The sequence below is a fragment of the Streptococcus sanguinis genome, assembly GCF_003943655.1.
In the GTDB taxonomy this organism is placed as follows: Bacteria; Bacillota; Bacilli; order Lactobacillales; family Streptococcaceae; genus Streptococcus; species Streptococcus sanguinis_F.
On the sequence record NZ_RJMM01000034.1, the window covers coordinates 1 to 19,059 of the forward strand.

The window sequence follows — 19,059 nt, forward strand, 5'->3', positions numbered from 1 at the left end:
AATTTCGACCTTGTCTCCGACCTTCTTTTCAAAAACAATTCCTGTTTCATAATCCAAGTCGTCAGATTTGACTGCCCGTCCTGCTCCTAGTCTCATGGCAAAGAGTCCGAATTCCATGGCAGGCAGTTCAGTGATATAACCTGCCTGTTCAGCCCTTACTTCTAAAACATGAGCTGCTCTGGATGGACGATAGAGGTCTTCCAATTCACCACCCTGGGCTGCAACCATAGCTTCAAATTGCTTCAAGGCAGCACCGTTGGTCAGCTGTCCTCTCACTTCTTCCACCGTTTTCTTAACATCTGCCAGTCCGAGCATAATCTGAGCCAACTCACAAATAAAAGTTGTGATATCCTCACGGCCCTTGCCCTGCAAAATATCCAAGGCTTCCAAAATTTCCAGACGATTGCCGATACTAGTTCCCAAAGGCTGACTCATATCTGTCAGAACGGCTACTGTCTTTCTGCCAACAGCCTTGCCCAAATCCACCATCGTGCGTGCTAACACTCGAGCATCACCTATATTTTTCATAAAGGCGCCTTCACCGACCGTTACATCCAGAAGGATGCTATCAGCACCAGCAGCAATCTTCTTACTCATGACAGAGCTGGCTATAAGNGGAATCGTATCAACAGTTGCTGTTACATCTCGCAAGGCATAGAGTAACTTATCCGCTAGCACCAACTGATCAGACTGACCGATAACGGACAAGCCAANTTCTTGCACCTGCTTGATAAAGTCTTTCTGACTGCGCTCTACCTGAAATCCTTTAATGGATTCCAATTTATCAATGGTTCCTCCAGTATGGCCCAACCCGCGGCCGCTCATTTTAGCAACTGGAACACCGAAGCTAGCTACCAAAGGTACCAAGACCAGAGTCACTTTATCACCAACACCGCCAGTAGAATGTTTATCTACTTTTATTCCCGTGATTTCTGACAAGTCAAACTGCTCTCCAGTTCCAACCATGGTCATGGTTAAATCCGAAATTTCCCGAGTTGTCATTCCCTTAAAATAGACAGCCATTGCAAAGGCTGCCATCTGATAGTCGGGCACCGTCCCGTCCACATAACCCTCAATCAGCCACTGAATTTCCTGACTGGTTAGTTCCAGACCGTCTCTCTTCTTTTGGATAATATCTACAGCACGCATCCTATTTTTCGCTCCTTAGTATATAGTAGCCTTTGTCCTTCTTAACAATCTCACAATTACCGAAGATAGCTTCCATCTTCGACTTGGCACTGGGCGCTCCTTGCTTCTTCTGAATCACAAGGGTCAAATCACCGCCTTCTGTCAAATGCTCATAGCTTCCGCTGATAACCTCATGTACAACCTGCTTACCAGCACGGATAGGCGGATTACTGATAATATGGTCGAAAATGCCACTGACCTTTTCATAAACATTTGACTGGAAGATATGAGCAGATACCTGATTCCTCTCAGCATTCTTCTGAGCTAAGTCCAAGGCCCGCTGGTTAATATCTACCATGGTCGCAGCCACTCCGTACGCTTTGGCTAAAGTCAAACCTAGTGGCCCATAGCCGCAGCCAACATCCAAGACCCGTTCTCCAGCTTCAAAGTCCAAGACAGACAAAAGGACCCGACTGCCATAATCAATCATCTTTTTACTGAAGACACCAGCATCTGTCAAAAAAGTCAGCCGCTGTCCTAACAGTTCCACATTTAATTCATGAATATCATGTTTGGCATCAGGATTTTCTGCAAAATACATTTTAGTCATACAACCATTTTATCATAATTTTCCTAGATTTGTAAATCGTTTTCATTTCTCCAAAAAGTATGTTATACTAAAGTCCATCATATAGGAGTAACTTATGACTAACGAATTTCTTCACTTTGAAAAAATCAGCCGCCATACTTGGCAAAACCTGCACCGTAAAACAACTCCGCCTCTGACTCAGGCGGAACTTAACTCCATCAAGAGTTTCAATGATAAGATCAGCCTGCAGGACGTGACGGACATTTATTTACCCTTGACCAATCTCATTCAGATTTATAAACGTTCCAAGGAAGACTTGGCTTTTTCCAAGGGGATTTTTCTACAAAAGGAAAGCCGAAAACAATCTTTTATTATCGGAGTTTCTGGTAGTGTGGCCGTTGGGAAATCCACTACTAGCCGTTTGCTGCAGATTCTGCTTTCTCGGACTTTTTCAAATGCAACAGTCGAGCTAGTTACCACAGATGGTTTTTTATTTCCGAATAAAACCTTGGAAGATCATGGCATTTTAAACCGCAAGGGTTTCCCAGAAAGCTATAATATGGAGCTGCTTCTTTCCTTTCTGGACAGCATAAAAAACGGTCAGGAGTTCCAAATTCCAGTCTACTCGCATGAAACTTATGATATCGTCCCTCAGGAAATGCAAGAGGTAAAAGCTGCTGACTTTGTTATTGTCGAAGGCATCAATGTTTTCCAGAATCCTCAGAACGAACGCCTCTATATGACAGACTTTTTTGACTTTTCAATCTATGTCGATGCAGAAGTCGAAAATATTGAAAACTGGTATCTGGATCGCTTTAAAAAAATGCTGACGCTGGCTGAAAACGACCCCAAAAACTACTACCACCGCTTCACCATGCAATCAGAAGAGGAAGTAGTAACTTTCGCCCATAATGTCTGGAAAAGCATTAACCTTGTCAACCTACTAGACTACATTGAGCCAACCCGCAATCGAGCAGAAATTATCCTGCACAAAGCCGAAAATCATGAAATTGATGAAATTTACTTAAAAAAATAAAAAAGCTTGTCAAATCCTAACTTTTCATATATAATTAGATAGTTAGTATTTTCAATGGAGGTGAAACAACTTGGCAAACATTAAATCAGCTATCAAACGCGCTGAATTGAACGTGAAACATAACGAAAAAAACTCAGCTCAAAAGTCAGCTATGCGTACTGCAATCAAAGCATTTGAAGCAAACCCATCTGAAGAACTTTTCCGTGCTGCTAGCTCAGCTATTGATAAAGCAGAAACAAAAGGTTTGATCCACAAAAACAAAGCAAGCCGCGATAAAGCACGCCTTTCAGCTAAACTTGCTAAATAATGCATACAAAGGGAGCTCTCAGGAGCTTTTTTTGTTTCTCACACAAAGGAGAAAAGGATGAAAATAGCAATTATCGGTTATTCCGGCTCTGGCAAATCCACTCTAGCAGCACAACTGTCCAACCACTACTCCATTCCCAAACTTCACATGGATAGATTGCAGTTCCAACCTGGCTGGAAGGATAGCGACCGTGATTGGATGAGTGAACAGATGGATGATTTTTTGTCAAAAAATACCGACTGGATTATTGACGGCAACTACTCTTGGTGTTTTTATGAACGTCGGATGGCAGAAAGCGACCAAATCATTTTTCTGAACTTCTCTCGCTGGAACTGCCTCTATCGAGCTTTCAAACGCTATCTAAAATACCGTAACCGGACCAGAGAAAGCGTGGCTCCCGGCTGCCCCGAAAAGTTTGACTGGGAGTTTATCTGCTGGGTTCTTTGGAAAGGACGGCGTCAAACAGCACTGGCAAGATATAAGAGAATCCGTCAAACCTTTCCTCAGAAATTCTACGAATTAAGGAACCAAAAAGAACTGACTAGCTTCTTACAGAAGCTAAAAACAAGTGAGCCATTGTGACTCACTTGTTTTATTTAATTTTCTTTTTCTGTGGGAAAAGAGGCAGGCCTAGAGAAGCTATTTTTTCAGCTGGAACCTTCATCCCGTCCTTAATCCACTTGGAAAGAACGGAAACAACTGCCGAACTCCAGAAGGAATTCATGTAAGAATTAGTCGTTTTCTTAGCATTGCGATTGCGCTTTTCCAAAAAGTCAAATACGGCCTGAGTCAGCAGCTTTTCAAAATTATAGTCAATGGCTAGACTGATAACTCGAGCTTCTTTCTTGGCTTCCTTAAAAAGAAAAAGCCAAATCTGATACATCTCAGTTTTAAAGTTAAACTCTTCCAATTTATCCGTAATACCTTGAACAGTGTTTTTGAAAATTTCTTCCAAAATCTGCTCCTTAGAGCTGTAGTTGCGGTAAAAGGCAGCGCGGGAAACTCCAGCTCGCTCAACCAGCTCTGAAATAGTGATTTTTTTGAGTTCTTTCTTCTCCAACAGCTGCATGAGAGAAATTTCCAGAGACTCTCTCGTGATTTGATTGGATTCCTGATTGTATTTCTTTAAATTCGCGAGTGATTTTTCCGATATTTTCTTTTCCGACATAACAATTTCTTCCCTCTTGTCTCAGCTGACAGTTTCCGCTTTCTAGTAAGCATCCTTCATGTTATAATTTTAAAAAAAGACAGGTTTTTTGTCAATTTTTTTATTGTACATACTTGACAAAAAAGGAGAAAAATATGACTTGGAAAATTATAGCTGACTCTGGCTGTGACTTTCGTGAAATGGCAAACTTGGCTAAAGACACCCAGTTTGAAAGTGTTCCCTTGACCATTCAAGTGGAAAATGAGATTTTTATAGATGATAAGCAGCTTGATATTGATCTAATGATGGAGAAGATGTATGCTTCTTCTGCTGCTTCTAAGTCTGCCTGCCCTAGTCCGGATGACTATCTCAAAAGTTTTGAGGGAGCCGACAAGATCTTTGTGGTGACTATCACCGGCACTCTATCTGGTAGCAATAATAGTGCACAGGTTGCTAAGAGAATCTTTTTGGAAGAACATCCTGATACCCAGATTCATGTCATTGATAGTCTTTCTGCTGGCGGCGAGGTGGACTTACTTGTGACTAAACTCAATGAACTCATCCGGCAAGATCTCAGCTTTGATGAAGTTGTTGAAGTCATTAGTCGCTATCAAGAGAAAACTAAGCTTCTCTTCGTTCTGGCAAAGGTAGATAACTTGGTCAAAAACGGCCGGCTTAGCAAACTTCTGGGAACCGTTGTCGGCTTGCTCAATATCCGTATGGTCGGTGAAGCTAGCCAGACTGGCACGCTAGAGCTTCTGCAAAAGGCACGCGGTCCGAAAAAAGCTCTTGCTTCTGCAATCGAAGAGCTACTTAAAGCCGGTTACAAGGGCGGTCGACTCATCATCGCTCACCGCAATAACGAGAAGTTCTGCCAGCAATTTACCCAACTGGTACAAGAAAAGTATCCCCAAGCTCAAGTCGAAATGGTGCCGACTTCAGGACTCTGTAGCTTCTACGCTGAGGAAGGCGGAATCTTAATGGGCTACGAAATTTAATACAGTATCTAAAAAAGTAAAGGATTAGGCTAAGATAATTGACCTAATCCTTTACTTTTTCGATTTAATTCGCTATAATTGAAACAAGTAAAGGAGTTGATATTATGGCCAGAGGAAGAGGCGCCGCAAGCCCCCAAGATAAGGAAGCAAGTCTTCTCATTTCTAAAAAACTCAAAGAACTTCTCAAGGAAACAGGTAAAAAACAAGTCGAGCTATCTCGTGAAACAGGCATTCCTGCTAGTACACTGACTGGCTATATCAAAGGGACATCTCTGCCTATCGCGGCCAATCTAGAAAAGATTGCAAGATTTTTTGAGGTAGAGGTTGAAGAAATTGACCCTCGTTACCGACTAATTGCAGACATCCCTCAGCAATTCCCCGATTTAAATCGTATTTATCAACAACTTGATCAAGACAGACAGGGGAAAGGATTAAAGCTACTGGAAGCTAGCCTGACTGAGCAAGAAACAGAAGCTAGCTTACAAGAAGATTACTTCCCCTACTTGGTCCATGAAAACTACTACCTCTCTCAGCATAAACCTGAACAAGCTGATTTAGTCTGGCTAGATAGAGAAATCGACTACGATATTGCCCTTTGGGTACGAACTGACTCGCTGGAACCCAAGTATCCGAGAGATTCCGTAGCCCTAATCAAGCAGACCCATTTCGAGCTTGCCGGTGCTATCTATGCTATTGACTATGACGGTCAAACCATTATAAAAAGGGTCTTCAACGATCCATCTGGTATCCGTCTGATTTCTCTTAATAAAAAATATAGTGACAAGTTTATTCCGCATGAGGAAGAACCTAAACTCATCGGCCGAGTTATGGCGACTTTCATGCCACTGGATGTAGAAAAAATAAAGAAAAACAAATAACAGCTCTGCGAATGTGCAGAGCTGTTATTTTTACAGTCAAAAAATCAGAAAGTCTTTCGACTTCCTGATGCTTGTTTAATAAAATACTACTAGCTCTTCATTCAGCTTTTTCATGTAGCGTTTGTGGACTATGTAAGACAACACAGCTAAGCCTGCTAAAACTAGAGCGACTATCACATAAATTACCAGAGGCGCAAGAGCATTGGATATAAAGAAGAGAAGAGTAATGACAATCACCATTCCTAAAATCAGAGCGATGGCTAAGAGAGTTTTCACCATATTATTATCTCGGCTCATCAATTCTGTGACATTGGACCAATTAGTCACCAGATGCTTGTAGTCTCGGTAGTAACCCCAAGAACTCCACATTAGACTAATCAAGGCCCAAACAATCACCATGCCCAAGAAAGTCAATGGATGCATACCGGAAACAAGGCTGGTTATCAAAAGCAAGGTCAAAGGCAGGATAGACTGGACGGCAAAGAGTTGCCAAAACTTCAGATGAATATATTGCTTCAAATCAAAGGGGAGAACCTTGAGATAATCAAAATTTTCCCTTTCCAGAGAAATCCCAATAGCCGTAAGGTTGCTGCCACCTGAGTTTAGTGTTGCAATCAAAACAGCCAGGGCCATCATTGGCAAGAGGAAGCGCGGTCCCAGATAAGAAGTCAAAGACAGGCCTCCTTGTATCATCCCCATTCCCATACTGAAAATGACAATGTAAGGGAGAAAGGCCGACATAAAGATGGCCTGCATAATGACAGAACCCTCGCTCAAGAGCCTGATATTGTAGCGCCAGACAAACTTTTTGAGATTTTTTGCTTCCGCAATATTGATGTCATGCACGCGCTCCCGCTTTCCTACTGAAGAGCCCGTCATGAGAGCTGCCTCATAAAATTCTGGAATCACCTTGGTCTTTACGATGAAAAATAGAAGAGCCGCAACTGCCACCCATCCCAAAAATCCCAGCAAGGACGCTGTATGAAAAGGATGAAGAATAAAATCATAAAAGGCTTGAACTGGCGGGAAGAAGGCTTTAACCTCTGTACGATTTACAACGCTTCTGCTGTTCATTTGATTAATCATAAAATAGAGGAAAAAGGATCCGACGGAAACAAGAGCCAGAATGACATTGGACAAGATGGTCTTGTACTTTCTGAAAAAGGCTGTCTTGGTAATAAAGTGGACGGCAATCAAAATCAGAAAGGTGATAACTGAACTTAAAATCAGAATGGCAAGCAGAGCCAAGGGAAGCCCAAAGAAAGGATTGCCACCTTGAAAAGCCAAAACCAAGAAATAACTGAACATAGGCAAAATGGCAATCAGCAAGGTCAGAATAACCGAAATGCTTTTGCCGACGATGATTTCTGCTTCACTAAAAACGTAGGGGCGATAAGACTGCAAGTCCTTGCTTTCATAAAAGACATTGTAAAAAACCAGAAAGCCCTGAGACATAGAAAAGAGAGCAAAAGCAGAAACCAAATTGGCAAAGAGACCTGGATTGCCAACCAGTTGGTTCAGGGAGCCCATAAAACCGAAAAGAATGAGATAGACCAGTCCTAAGATCAGATACATGCGGATAGCCTTCAGCGATACATTGACCTTGCGCTCAGGATTCTTAGCTTGCATCTTGCGGTACTGCTGCAGCTGAGACGGCTGAATAGCGTAGAGGATGTTGATATCAACGAGTTTTTTTATAGCTTTAATGCGCATCAGGACTCACCTCTTCTCTACGGCCTGCCAGACTAAGATAAATGGTTTCAAGAGACTGTTCTGGATGTTGGCCTTTTAGTTCTTCAATCGTTCCGTAGAAAATCAATTTCCCTTTTTTGAGAATGGCTACCTTATCACAGAGCTGCTCTGCAACTTCCAAGACATGGGTTGAAAAGAGAACTGTATTTCCTTTATCTGCATGCTGGCGCATCATCTGCTTGAGGTCAAAAGCTGCCTGAGGATCAAGACCGGTCAACGGCTCATCCAGTACCCAAATATCCGGATCAGACAAAAGTGCCGCTATGACAAAGACTTTTTGTCTCATCCCGTGAGAGAATGAATCAATAACCTCATATCGATGAGAACCAAAGTCAAAAATATGTAGCAGATTTCCCAACCGCTCTTCGACTTCAGCATTCGTCATATCGTAAGAAGTCGCTACCAGCTCCCAGAACTCATTAGCAGTTAGGCGCAAAAATAGATCAGGTGAATCAGCTACATAGCCAATTTTTTTCTTGATTTCCAAGCGATTAGCGGATAATTCTTTCCCATCCACGAAAATCTGACCACTGCTAGGATTGATGACGCTGACCAATGACTTAATGGTAGTAGATTTTCCGGCGCCATTGTGACCAATCAGACCGACGATTTCTCCGCTTTGCAAGGTCAGATTCAGCTGATTGAGAGCTACCGTTCCTTCATAAACTTTAGTGACATCTTTAAATTCAATCATAAGAGAGCTCCTTTACCACTTTCTATACAGATTAGTATACTCTTTTTGAGGCTTTTTGTCTCAGCTAAAAATGTTTCATTTTCAATTTTAAAAAGATTTTTCAAATTATAAAAGAGTTAAATATCTATGAGAGCTAAAAAACGCAAACGATTGCGCCTTTCTGCTTCTTTTGGTACAATAAAGCCAATCAGTGAGAATGAAGAGGAAAATTTATATGGAAAACCAAACCTTAATGCAGTATTTTGAATGGTATCTGCCAGATGATGGTCAGCATTGGAATCGCTTAGCGGAAGACGCACCAAACTTAGCAGCGAAAGGAATTCGCAAAGTTTGGATGCCGCCAGCTTTCAAAGGAACAGGATCTAATGACNTCGGCTATGGTGTATACGACCTTTTTGATTTGGGCGAATTTGATCAAAAAGGGACCGTCCGCACAAAGTATGGATTGAAAGAAGAATACCTCCGAGCGATTGAAGCACTTAGCCAGAACGGTATCGAAGCTATTGCTGATGTGGTCCTCAATCACAAGGCCGCAGCTGACTACAAAGAGCGTTTTACTGTCGTTGAAGTTGATCCAAATGACCGCACAAAGGTCTTGTCAGAACCTTTCGAAATCAAAGGCTGGACTAAGTTTGTCTTCCCAGGCCGCAAAAAAGCCTATAATGACTTCGAATGGCACTGGTACCACTTCACCGGCACTGACTATGATGCCAAAAACAACAAGTCAGGCATTTTTCTCATCCAAGGCGACAATAAAGGTTGGGCAGATGATGAGCTAGTAGACAATGAGAATGGTAACTACGACTATCTCATGTATGCGGATATTGATTTCAAGCACCCCGAAGTCATCCAGAATCTCTACGACTGGGCTCATTGGTTTATTGAAAGCACTGGTGTTCATGGCTTTCGCTTAGATGCTGTTAAACACATTGATTCATTCTTTATGAAGAATTTCATCCGCGATATTACTGAAAAATACGGTGAAGATTTCTATGTCTTTGGGGAATTTTGGAATAGCGATGAGAAGGCCAATAACGATTATCTAGAAAATATTAACTACCGCTTTGACCTAGTCGATGTTAAACTTCATCATAATTTATTTGATGCCAGCAAATCTGGAGCCGACTATGACCTGCGAACTATTTTTGACCAGACACTTGCAAAAAATCACCCCGAATCAGCTGTGACCTTTGTAGATAATCACGATACTCAGAGAGGTCAGGCTTTAGAGTCTACCGTCGAAGAATGGTTCAAGCCAGCGGCCTATGCCCTTATACTTTTGCGAGAGGCTGGATTGCCATGTGTCTTTTATGGAGACTACTATGGCATTAGCGGAGAATTTGCCCAAGAGAGCTTTCAAGAGCTACTGGATAAACTCCTAGACATCCGCCTCAATCTTGCCTATGGTGAGCAGACCGACTACTTTGACGATGCCAACTGTATTGGCTGGACTCGCCAAGGTATGGACGATGGTCAGCCAATCGCTGTCCTTATCAGTAATGACCAAGCAACAAGCAAATCCATGCTTGTCGGTCCAGAATGGGCTGGCAGAGAATTCAGTGACTATCTAGGCAACAGCTATCAAATCGTAACGATTGACGACCAAGGCTGGGGAGAATTTCCTGTAGAGGAAAAATCAGTTAGTGTCTGGAGTGTTAGATAAGTCACAGCAAAAATATGGAAATAAAAAAATAAGACCAGATGGCCTTATTTTTTTCGTTCTTTCTTGGAATGTAGTAAGCCAAAGGAAGCCAAAAGGCTAATGACTGCAGCTCCCAAGAATGATGAAGGTGCACTACCTGTATTTGGTAATGTGTGTTTCGACACTCGAGATAGAACCGGACTAATCTCAGAGTTTTCAAGCCTTGCAGGACTCTTCTGAGCAGAAGTTTCTGTTCCCAAAGGTGTTTGAGTTTGCGTTTTTGGCTTGTAAATATAAGTGCGAACGCCATTGGCATCTGATACAGAAACGAATCCATACTCCTCAATAGCCTTTGCATCAAGCAAACCAAATTCTGCCGCTGCCAATGGACGTCCATCTACATCTAGGAAACGAGTGATTCCAATAGCCGGCTTGTCCACAATCGGAGCGTCTGTCGGTAATTCATGAACACTTGCTCGGTAAACATGAGTGCGAACACCATCTTCATCGGTGCTGGACTGGAAGTCATAGCCGGCGATACTCTTAGACGCCACCAAACCTTGCTCAGGAGCTGATAACTCTTGACCTGTTCCATCTACAAAGCGAGTCATTTCCATGACTGGGCGCTCTTCGATTGGAGCGTCTGTCGGCACTTCATGCACGCTGGTACGATAGACATGCGTGCGAATACCATCCTCGTCACTGCTGGATTGGTAGTCATAACCAGCGATACTCTTAGACGCCACCAAACCACGTTCAGGATCTGATAATTCTTGACCTGTTTCATCGACAAAACGAGTCATTTCCATGACTGGACGCTCTTCACTTGGAGCGTCTGACGGAACTTCATGCACGCTGGCACGATAAACATGCGTGCGAATACCGTCCTCGTCACTGCTGGACTGATAGTCATAGCCAGCGATACTCTTAGATGGCACCAAACCTTGCTCAGGGGCTGATAGCTCTTGACCTGTTTCATCTACAAAACGAGTCATTTCCATGACGGGCTTGTCTTCACTTGGAGCGTCTGACGGAACTTCATGCACACTTGCGCGATAGACATGCGTACGAATGCCGTCCGCGTCACTGCTGGACTGATAGTCATAGCCAGCGATACTCTTAGAAGCTACTAAACCTCGCTCGGGAGCTGATAATTCTTGACCTGATTCATCTACAAAGCGAGTCATTTCCAATACTGGCCGTTCTTCGCTTGGAGCATCACTTGGAAGCTGGAACTGATTGCGCTTATACTCATAAACGATTTCTTTAGTCACTCCTGCCTCATACTCTCCAGACTCATCATAAGTATTTGCTAGACGAGATTTATAAGTATAGAGCTGATTTTTATAGGAAATAAGAGGTTTAGGGCTGACTGTGTATCTAGTCTTATCCGGTTGCTCATCCGTAATAGGGTTGGCAATGACATTGCCCTGCTCGTCTTGGTAGCGGACAAAAACCTTTCCCAGTCCGTTCTCTCCCTCCCTGACTTTCTTAACATCGGAAAGTTTAAAGACGAAGCCATCCGTTTTGACAGTTCTGAAAAGTTTATCTAGCTCACGTTGGTCAATTATATAGCCAGATCTTGTATAACCTATAGTATTAAAAGACTCATTTACTATTTTTAGTCCTCCATCTGACGTCTCAACCATATGAGGAACTCCTGCGATCTCTATTGTATAATCCCTATCAATATAGTAACGAGTCTTATCATTTGGTTTCAATAGATATAATCTATAATTAAAGGTTTTAATATTATTTTCACCAAACCAAGGCTTCACGAGAGATGGATTATTGCCCAACCAATCAATATATACCAACCCTTCTCTATTCTCTTTAAATATTTGAGATATAATTTCACTAGATTCACTATTTAAATGATTATTCGCATAGTCACCTAAGTTTATTGGAAATGTACTATTGTAGTCAAAATTCTCATAACGAAAATTTCTTCCTTCCGGATTAGTACGCGGATCTAGTAAGGCAACATTAATCTCTCTATCGTAATAGCTATCATAATATTTGACTTCCTTTCCATTAATCAAAATCTTTTGAAAAAAAGGATTAAGTTTATGGAGAAAAGATTCAGATTTTGCGTCAATTCGAAACATATCCGGATTTTCAAAAAGAATCTGCTTAATTTCCTTCATAGATAATACTCTAAAATCTAAATTAGGCAAATACTCTTTGGAAAACTTCTCATCAAACCTTTCCATCCAAGTTCTCCAAAAAGACATTTGTAAAAATTTGCGATTAGGAATCGTATCATCTAGAGTCAAATCCAACTTAGAACGCGGAATAATGGCTTTTGGTAGTTTAGCTACTTCTTCTGGACTTGGATTTGGATTGAATATAGACTCCCATTTATTTAAAAAGAAGAGGGCTGTATTATTTTGAATAAATGAATCCCAACTAGATACTCTTTTTGATGGAACTTGTCTAAAATCCTCATCTTTGACTAGATTTAAATTTTCAACTTCCTTTAAGTTAATGTATTTAAAGACACCATCCATCTTACGGATCGCATAAGCATGATCATACTTTTTAGCTGCTTCTTCTATTTGCTCCACCGACTGTATCTCTGGCATGACAGATGTCATGGTTGCAGCCTTAGTTATTTCATCTCTCTCTCCCTTGGTATGATAGTCATAAAATTCCTGAGCTAGCTGTTTGATTTCAGGCGTGACTTGGGCTGCCCCCTTCTCTCCTTCTTCTGAGATGGTCAGACCGGAAGCATCTTCTGCTGGTGTATTTTTGATTGTCCCATCATTTGGCAATTCTTGATTGACAGTAGGTGTCACCTGATTATTTTGGACTTGATTCCCCTCTGTTTCACTAGCTACTTCCTCAGCCTGCACAGCAACTGCCATGGTCCCAGCAAGCAGCAAGGACAGAGGAATTGGGACTAATTTCATTCCGATTTCTACTTTTTTCCCTAAAGTCTTTTTCATCTTATTCTCCTTTTAATCTCCTATTTTTGACATTTTAAAAACTTTTTCCCATAGATTGACTAGTAATTCTTTGTGATAGCGATTGGCAAGTTCTTTGGATCTTGCCGAAAATTCCCCCCATTCTTTTTCTCCAAATTGACTAAATTGCTCTAGATGAGCAATATATTGATTAGCATCATTTTGCGGTATCAGCCAGCCATTCTCTCCATGCTTAATATAAGCCTGATTGGCATAACGTACATCCAGACCTATCAGAGGTAAGCCATTGACCAAAGCCTCATAGAGTGATGTCGCAAAGGCTTCCGTTAAGGAGGTGCTAATATAGGCATCATAAGCATGATAAGGCACCTGAGACTGATAGCCCTTAAAATGAACCATATCTTCCAAATCATTGAGATTAACGACATCTTGCAGCATGGCCATGTCAGGACCATCTCCATAGATATCAAGAGTAAACTGCCTATGGCCTTTAAATTTCAACAAAGCCATAATTTTCAGCAATAACAAAACGTTTTTCTCCTCAGACAAACGACTGACTGTCACCAAGCGAATATCCTTTGGATCAAAGCCTCTCTCTCTTGGATCTTGGACCACTTGATTTGCATAGGTGGTTGGAATAAAGAGCGTCTTTTCCCTCATCTCTTGAGGCAGATAAGCATCTTGGCCTTCCCCAACCAATATCAAACAATCTAAAACATCCTGATCCAGCCAGCCCATCACCTCTTTATCCAACTCTTGCCCGAGGGCAATCATGTGATCCTGATGAAGGACGCGCGCTACATGAAAATCTTGTCCACGTCTCAAGAGAATACTTTCTGGAATATCCAAACGCTCTATTATCAGCCAGTCTTCTGGCTCAAGCTCCTCCTCAGCAAACTCCTGCAGGCTCCTACCAGCTAATTCTAAGCCCAGAAAACGGACTTTACTCCTATCAATTCCCAAGGCTTCATAACTGTCCAACACAATCTGCCTAGAAGAGGCATTAGCATATATATCTGTATCCGCTTCAGAAACCCACAATTCATAAGGCACTTTCATTTCTTCAAAAAGTTCAAATCGATTGCGGAGGGCAATGTCAATCCCAAACGCCCTAGAACGGATACAAGCATCCACACAAACTACTTTCATTTTCTCCCTTTTAACCTAAAGTAATTCTATATACGAACATAGCACATTTTTAAGAATTATACCAATAATTTAAGCAATATTTTTGGACATTATTAGACGCCTTGTCCGACTAGTCCATTTCTAAGATAAGCATCCACCATACGCTCTGTCGCAACGACTGAATCGATATGAGTTCGCTCATAAGAGTGGCTGGATTCGATGCCAGCTCCTAGCAGGGCATGCTTGACTTCTGCTCCTGCACTCATGGCTGCAGAGGCGTCTGATCCGTAAAATGGATAGATGTCCAGTTTATAAGGAATGTCCTGCTCCTTGGCTAAATTTACCAAATGCTGGCGGAAGCCATAGTGATAAGGTCCTGATGCATCCTTGACACAGATGGAAACCGTATACTCATCCGTCTGCTGATCGTCACCCATTGCCCCCATATCAACCGCCAAATACTCTACCGCTTGCGCCGGCAGACTAGAATTAGCCCCATGACCAACCTCTTCAAAGACACTGAAAGCAAAATGCGTCGTCACTGGCAGCTGAATATTTTCCTCTTTATAAACGCGCAAAAGATTGAGCAAAATAGCAGCACTGACCTTATCATCTAGAAAGCGTGACTTGATAAAGCCTGACTCGGTAACAGTGGTACGCGGATCAAAGGAAATAAAATCTCCGACTTCGATTCCTAAATCCCGCGTTTCTTTCTCACTCGTCACCTTTTCATCCAAACGGACTTCCATATTGTCCTGGGTACGTTCAACAGTCCCAGCATCCTTATAGACATGACAGGAAGTTTGGTGAACTAAGATAGTCCCATTGACGGTCTTGCCACTGCTGGCCACATGGACTAGACAGTTTTCTCCTTCAATCATGTTCCAAGGGAAACCGCCAATCCGATCCAGCTTGAGACGACCGTCAGACTTAATAGCCCGAACAATAGCCCCCAGTGTATCCACATGGGCAGTCACTATCCGATGCTGGGCGTCATTTTCCCCCTTAACCACAACATGAACTCCGCCTTTATTGGTCCGAACAGGCTCATAACCTAATCCTTCCAGCGTTTGTACCAAATAGTCTGCAACCTCAGCCGTAAAGCCTGTTGGAGAAGGAATAGCCGTTAATTCTTGTAAATATTGAACAGTTTGATTCATGAATGTCTCCTCATCGTTTTTCTTTATTATAGCACAAAGAAAGCCTGAGCAAATAGATTTTCAGCAGGCTTTTAAGGATTAAATGCAATAAAAACTCCTCAATTACTATCGCTGTACTGCTGCTCTTTCTCCTCTTGGACTTCATTCTTTCCCAACTCCCAGAAGAAGAGATTGCCTAACAATCCTAAGAGAAAAAGCAAGATAGGAATGGCATAAGGTGCTAGGGGATCATAAGCTTCTCCAGCACTAATTTTCATCTGAGAGCCATATGGAGCTATCAACTGATAATAATTAAGACTGCAAAACAAAATCGAAAAGAAAAAGATAGAAAAATAAAGTCGATAGAGATGCCCTAGCAGCTGTCCTTTGAATAAATAAGTAACTTCCCCCATCAGTGTTGCAAAATTCATAACAGCAACTACAAAATAAGCAATGACAACAGGAACTAATAAAAGAAAAAGGTAAAGATAACCATAAGCAACCTCCGGCTCTGGCTCAATTCCCGAATAACCGTACAGATACACCAGTAGATACAAAACTAGGGGCAAAAAAGGAATCACCCTAAACTTCTTATTTTTCATCGACATCTCCCTTTAAACAAAGAAACTTTTTATTATTTTATTATAACAAATCTTCTTTATAAAACAAGAATTCACTTTTATTTTCAAGTATTCATTGACTGTAAAATCAAGCTTAGCAAATATTAGCCACCGTAAAAACATCCATTTGAACGACTGCTTATTTTAGAGTTTATAAATTTAACTGTCAGCACATTATCAAGAATAGATGGTGACAAAGACAAAAAATCATCTCAGCTAGCTGAGATGATTCGTTTGGCTAAATTAATTAGCTTTTTTGAAACGATAGACAAGAGCTGATAAAAGAATCAGAGCAAATCCTGCTACTATCGCAAAGATAGATGTTTCGCTGCCAGTTTTCGGCAAAACTTTTTTGCCAGTTGCTGATCCAGTAACATCTTTTCCATCTTTATCTGACGAATTACCTGGGGTTCCATCAGTCGAACCGCCTGGTTTATCACCAGATGATGACGGTGGTGGTGTCGAACCTGAAGAAGGTGGCGGTGTACCTGGTCCTTGTGGACGTCTAGCTTCAAATGTCCATGTGCCTGTAAATTTGACATCTGCGCCTGCAATAGTTTTACTATCTGCGTCATATTTGAGGAATTTCCAAGTACCATCACTTGCTTCAACAGTTTTCTTAGCTGGCTGAACCGATTGAACAGTAGCACCGTCTGCATATTCAGTGGCATCATTTGGTAGCAATGCTGTGACTTCTGCTGGCAAGCTACGGTTCGGATCTGCGCTTACAAATTCATAAGTCGCCTTATATTTCGGTGCTGGAGTGAAATTCCATTTACCAGTAAATTTAAGGTCCTTATCCGCAACAGTCTGAGCACTTGACTCATCATAACCTTTGAAAGCCCATGTACCTTCAGTAACTGTAACACTTGTTTTAGCAGGTTGTTTAGCATCTACCTTAGTACCACTAGTGTAGCTATTATCATCAGTTGGCAACAAATCTGTCACCTCTGCTGGCAAGCTACGGTTCGGATCTGCACTTACAAATTCATAAGTCACCTTATATTTCGGTGCTGGAGTGAAATTCCATTTGCCAGTAAATTTAAGGTCTTTATCTGCTACAGTCTGGCTATTAGTTTCTGCATAGCCATCGAAAGTCCATGTGCCTTCAGTAACTGTAACACTTGTTTTAGCAGGCTGCTTAGCGTCTACATTAGTACCACTAGTGTAGCGATTAGTATCTGCTGGAAGCAAATCCGTTACTTCTTTTGGCAGGTTTGGATAGGCTGGGTTAGAGCTGAGAAACTCATAGCTGACACCGTAGTCTTTATAAGTGTTTGTGAATACTGGATTATTGCCTTCGACGGTAGCTTCCAACTTACCCTTGCTTGCGGTCACTGTGACAGTCACTGTATGCTCTGCGCTATCGTAGGTCACTCCAGCTTCATTTCCAGCTACTTCTGTCAGCTTGTAAGTATAAGTCCCTTCTTTATCATAGTTGATTCCAAGGAACTTGATATCACCATTGGCATCGTTAGCTGCTTGAAGTTCTAAGTTATTTCCACCAACCTCAGTCAGTTTGAAAGTATACTTTTCAGCTTCAAGTGCTTTACCATCCAGAACTTTCTTAGCGGTAATCGCTGCAGTTGCTGGCTCTAACTTGTAGGTATTGGTGAAAGCCTCACGGTCATAATTAACCGCCGCTGTCTTAACGCCGTTGTTGTCTGTTACAGTAACAGTAACATTGATGTCTGAATTGGCATCGTTTGTCACACCTGGCAGATTACTTGCTCGTTCACGAATGACGTAGTTAAAGGTTCCTTCTTTTTTGAAACGAAGTTTCTTGAAGGTTACAGCACCAGCTTTATTGGTTACCGTTTGAACAACTTTATCGTTGTCATCCTTATTGAGCAAATCAAAAGTAAATTCACCATCCTCCAAATTACGGCCAGTCAATTCCTTTTTGACTTTGAAGATAACTTCATCCGAACGGGTACCTTCCCCGACACCATCAAGAGTTGTCAAAGGCGCAAATGGACGTGATACTAATTCTGGCATCTTTTGCCCATTAGCCGTAACAGTTACATCGTTAAAGGCTTTTTTGGTTACCTTATCTACTGGCTCAGTCAAACGGGTCCGGTAGATAACATAAATACCTCTTCCACTCAAATCCCCAGCATTAACTGTGAAATGATTGGAGTCTGTAATTGAAACGACATCGCTCGGGTTAAAGGATTTACGTGTACCAGAAGCACCTTCCCACTCAGTAAAGTAGTAACCTGTAATCCCTGAATCTTCATCCAGCTCTTGGCCTTCTGGAATGGCGTCCTCAATGACAACTTGACCAAGATTTTGGACATCGCGATTGACACGGATACGCCAGTTGACGTAGTTTGGATCCTTAGAATCCTGAACACCCCACTTGGAATAACCCTGAGGCTCCTCATCAACCTTGATGCGCTTCAGCCTATAGGTTCTAGCACCTGGGAAATTAACTTCTTGCTCTTGGTCATAAGGCATATTATCAGCCCAAACCACTGTGAAAGAAGATTGAATAAGCTTGGTATCTGGCATTTTCGCAAAATACTCAGCATTTGTGACAGTAATGGTTGCTGTATTTGTAACAGGATCTGTCACCAACTTAGCAACAACAGTGCCATCCGGTGCGCTTATGTTTTCCTCCAAAGTTCGCTCAATTTTGAACTGTGATGGAACACGATAAACCATTGTATCACCATTATTTAATACTTTGCTATCTGCAAATGTATAGGTCGGTGCAATGTAAAATTTACCTTCACCATAGCCTGTATCCTTTAAAGGATTAGTATTAATAGTGACGTCTGTAGTTAGTTGATAGTCGCCATCACCTAACTCTGCAGCAGAAACCCTAGGACTTGAGCTTAACAAGGGAATAAAGGTTGATACCAAAAGCAGCAAAGTCATCAGAGCATGAGACACTTTATGATAAGTTTGTTTCACCTTGAATGCGGTCCTCCTTCTTTTTATATTTTATTTCGACAAATGCTGGCAGGCACACCATCATCTGTCTACCCCCTCATTTTCAGTCGATTCTAAATCAAGATTTATTACCAAACTAAAAATGAATGTGTTTGTATATGATAAGCAAATATGAC

The 19,059-nt window shown here is 41.8% G+C and carries 16 protein-coding genes; 6 read left to right on the forward strand and 10 right to left on the reverse strand.

Annotated elements, in window-relative coordinates; genetic code table 11:
• The coding region (locus tag D8886_RS10735; RefSeq protein WP_125435620.1) for a pyrimidine-nucleoside phosphorylase at positions 1-1,149 on the reverse strand (1,149 nt) is incomplete at its 3' end.
• Position 1,150: 1 nt separating this feature from the next.
• On the reverse strand, positions 1,151-1,738 hold the full coding sequence (locus tag D8886_RS10740; protein ID WP_002895653.1) for a class I SAM-dependent methyltransferase: 588 nt from the start codon (positions 1,736-1,738) through the stop codon (positions 1,151-1,153).
• 94 nt (positions 1,739-1,832) lie between these two features.
• Between D8886_RS10740 and coaA the strand changes: the two genes are divergently transcribed.
• The 3 genes from coaA to D8886_RS10755 all read left to right on the forward strand — a co-directional run bounded on the left by coaA (position 1,833) and on the right by D8886_RS10755 (position 3,642).
• Positions 1,833-2,753 (forward strand): type I pantothenate kinase, encoded by a 921-nt coding sequence (gene coaA / locus D8886_RS10745; RefSeq protein WP_125435622.1) that lies wholly within the window; start codon positions 1,833-1,835, stop codon positions 2,751-2,753.
• Positions 2,754-2,823: 70 nt separating this feature from the next.
• Positions 2,824-3,060 (forward strand): 30S ribosomal protein S20, encoded by a 237-nt coding sequence (gene rpsT, locus D8886_RS10750; protein WP_002895661.1) that lies wholly within the window; start codon positions 2,824-2,826, stop codon positions 3,058-3,060.
• Positions 3,061-3,117: 57 nt separating this feature from the next.
• The gene (locus tag D8886_RS10755; protein WP_125435624.1) at positions 3,118-3,642 is read left to right on the forward strand and encodes a DNA topology modulation protein; all 525 of its coding nucleotides are present in this window, start codon (positions 3,118-3,120) and stop codon (positions 3,640-3,642) included.
• A 10-nt stretch (positions 3,643-3,652) separates the two neighbouring features.
• Here D8886_RS10755 and D8886_RS10760 read toward each other — a convergent pair whose 3' ends face one another.
• Entirely contained in the window at positions 3,653-4,228 is a 576-nt protein-coding gene (locus D8886_RS10760; RefSeq protein ID WP_002895666.1) for a TetR/AcrR family transcriptional regulator, read from the reverse strand.
• A gap of 134 nt (positions 4,229-4,362) precedes the next feature.
• Between D8886_RS10760 and D8886_RS10765 the strand changes: the two genes are divergently transcribed.
• Together D8886_RS10765 and D8886_RS10770 are read left to right on the forward strand one after the other, a co-directional pair.
• Positions 4,363-5,205, forward strand: coding sequence for a DegV family protein (locus D8886_RS10765; protein WP_125435626.1), 843 nt, complete (start codon positions 4,363-4,365; stop codon positions 5,203-5,205).
• A 104-nt stretch (positions 5,206-5,309) separates the two neighbouring features.
• Positions 5,310-6,083 (forward strand): XRE family transcriptional regulator, encoded by a 774-nt coding sequence (locus D8886_RS10770; RefSeq protein WP_125435628.1) that lies wholly within the window; start codon positions 5,310-5,312, stop codon positions 6,081-6,083.
• Between the two features lie 75 nt (positions 6,084-6,158).
• On the opposite strand, the gene D8886_RS10775 is transcribed toward D8886_RS10770, so the two are convergent.
• Both D8886_RS10775 and D8886_RS10780 read right to left on the reverse strand, forming a co-directional pair.
• Positions 6,159-7,796, reverse strand: a complete 1,638-nt coding sequence (locus D8886_RS10775) for a hypothetical protein (RefSeq protein WP_125435630.1) — start codon at positions 7,794-7,796, stop codon at positions 6,159-6,161.
• Positions 7,786-8,529 (reverse strand): ABC transporter ATP-binding protein, encoded by a 744-nt coding sequence (locus D8886_RS10780; protein ID WP_125435632.1) that lies wholly within the window; start codon positions 8,527-8,529, stop codon positions 7,786-7,788. The genes D8886_RS10775 and D8886_RS10780 overlap by 11 nt, the downstream gene beginning before the upstream one ends.
• Positions 8,530-8,725: 196 nt before the next feature.
• On the opposite strand from D8886_RS10780, the gene D8886_RS10790 reads away from it, so the two are divergent.
• Positions 8,726-10,192 carry an alpha-amylase gene (locus D8886_RS10790; RefSeq protein WP_125435634.1) on the forward strand — a complete coding sequence of 489 codons (1,467 nt, stop codon included), beginning with the start codon at positions 8,726-8,728 and terminating at the stop codon, positions 10,190-10,192.
• A 44-nt stretch (positions 10,193-10,236) separates the two neighbouring features.
• On the opposite strand, the gene D8886_RS10795 is transcribed toward D8886_RS10790, so the two are convergent.
• The 5 genes from D8886_RS10795 to D8886_RS10815 form a co-directional block, all read right to left on the reverse strand.
• Positions 10,237-13,119 (reverse strand): MucBP domain-containing protein, encoded by a 2,883-nt coding sequence (locus D8886_RS10795; RefSeq protein ID WP_125435636.1) that lies wholly within the window; start codon positions 13,117-13,119, stop codon positions 10,237-10,239.
• 12 nt (positions 13,120-13,131) lie between these two features.
• Positions 13,132-14,247, reverse strand: coding sequence for a glycosyltransferase (locus D8886_RS10800; RefSeq protein WP_125435638.1), 1,116 nt, complete (start codon positions 14,245-14,247; stop codon positions 13,132-13,134).
• Positions 14,248-14,339: 92 nt separating this feature from the next.
• A complete protein-coding gene (locus D8886_RS10805) occupies positions 14,340-15,386 on the reverse strand; it encodes a M42 family metallopeptidase (RefSeq protein ID WP_011836873.1) in 1,047 nt (348 codons plus the stop codon).
• A 98-nt stretch (positions 15,387-15,484) separates the two neighbouring features.
• Entirely contained in the window at positions 15,485-15,973 is a 489-nt protein-coding gene (locus D8886_RS10810; protein ID WP_125435639.1) for an ABC transporter permease, read from the reverse strand.
• A gap of 255 nt (positions 15,974-16,228) precedes the next feature.
• Complete coding sequence (locus D8886_RS10815; protein WP_125435641.1) at positions 16,229-18,904, reverse strand: SHIRT domain-containing protein; 2,676 nt, start codon at positions 18,902-18,904, stop codon at positions 16,229-16,231.
• Between the last annotated feature and the right edge of the window lie 155 nt (positions 18,905-19,059).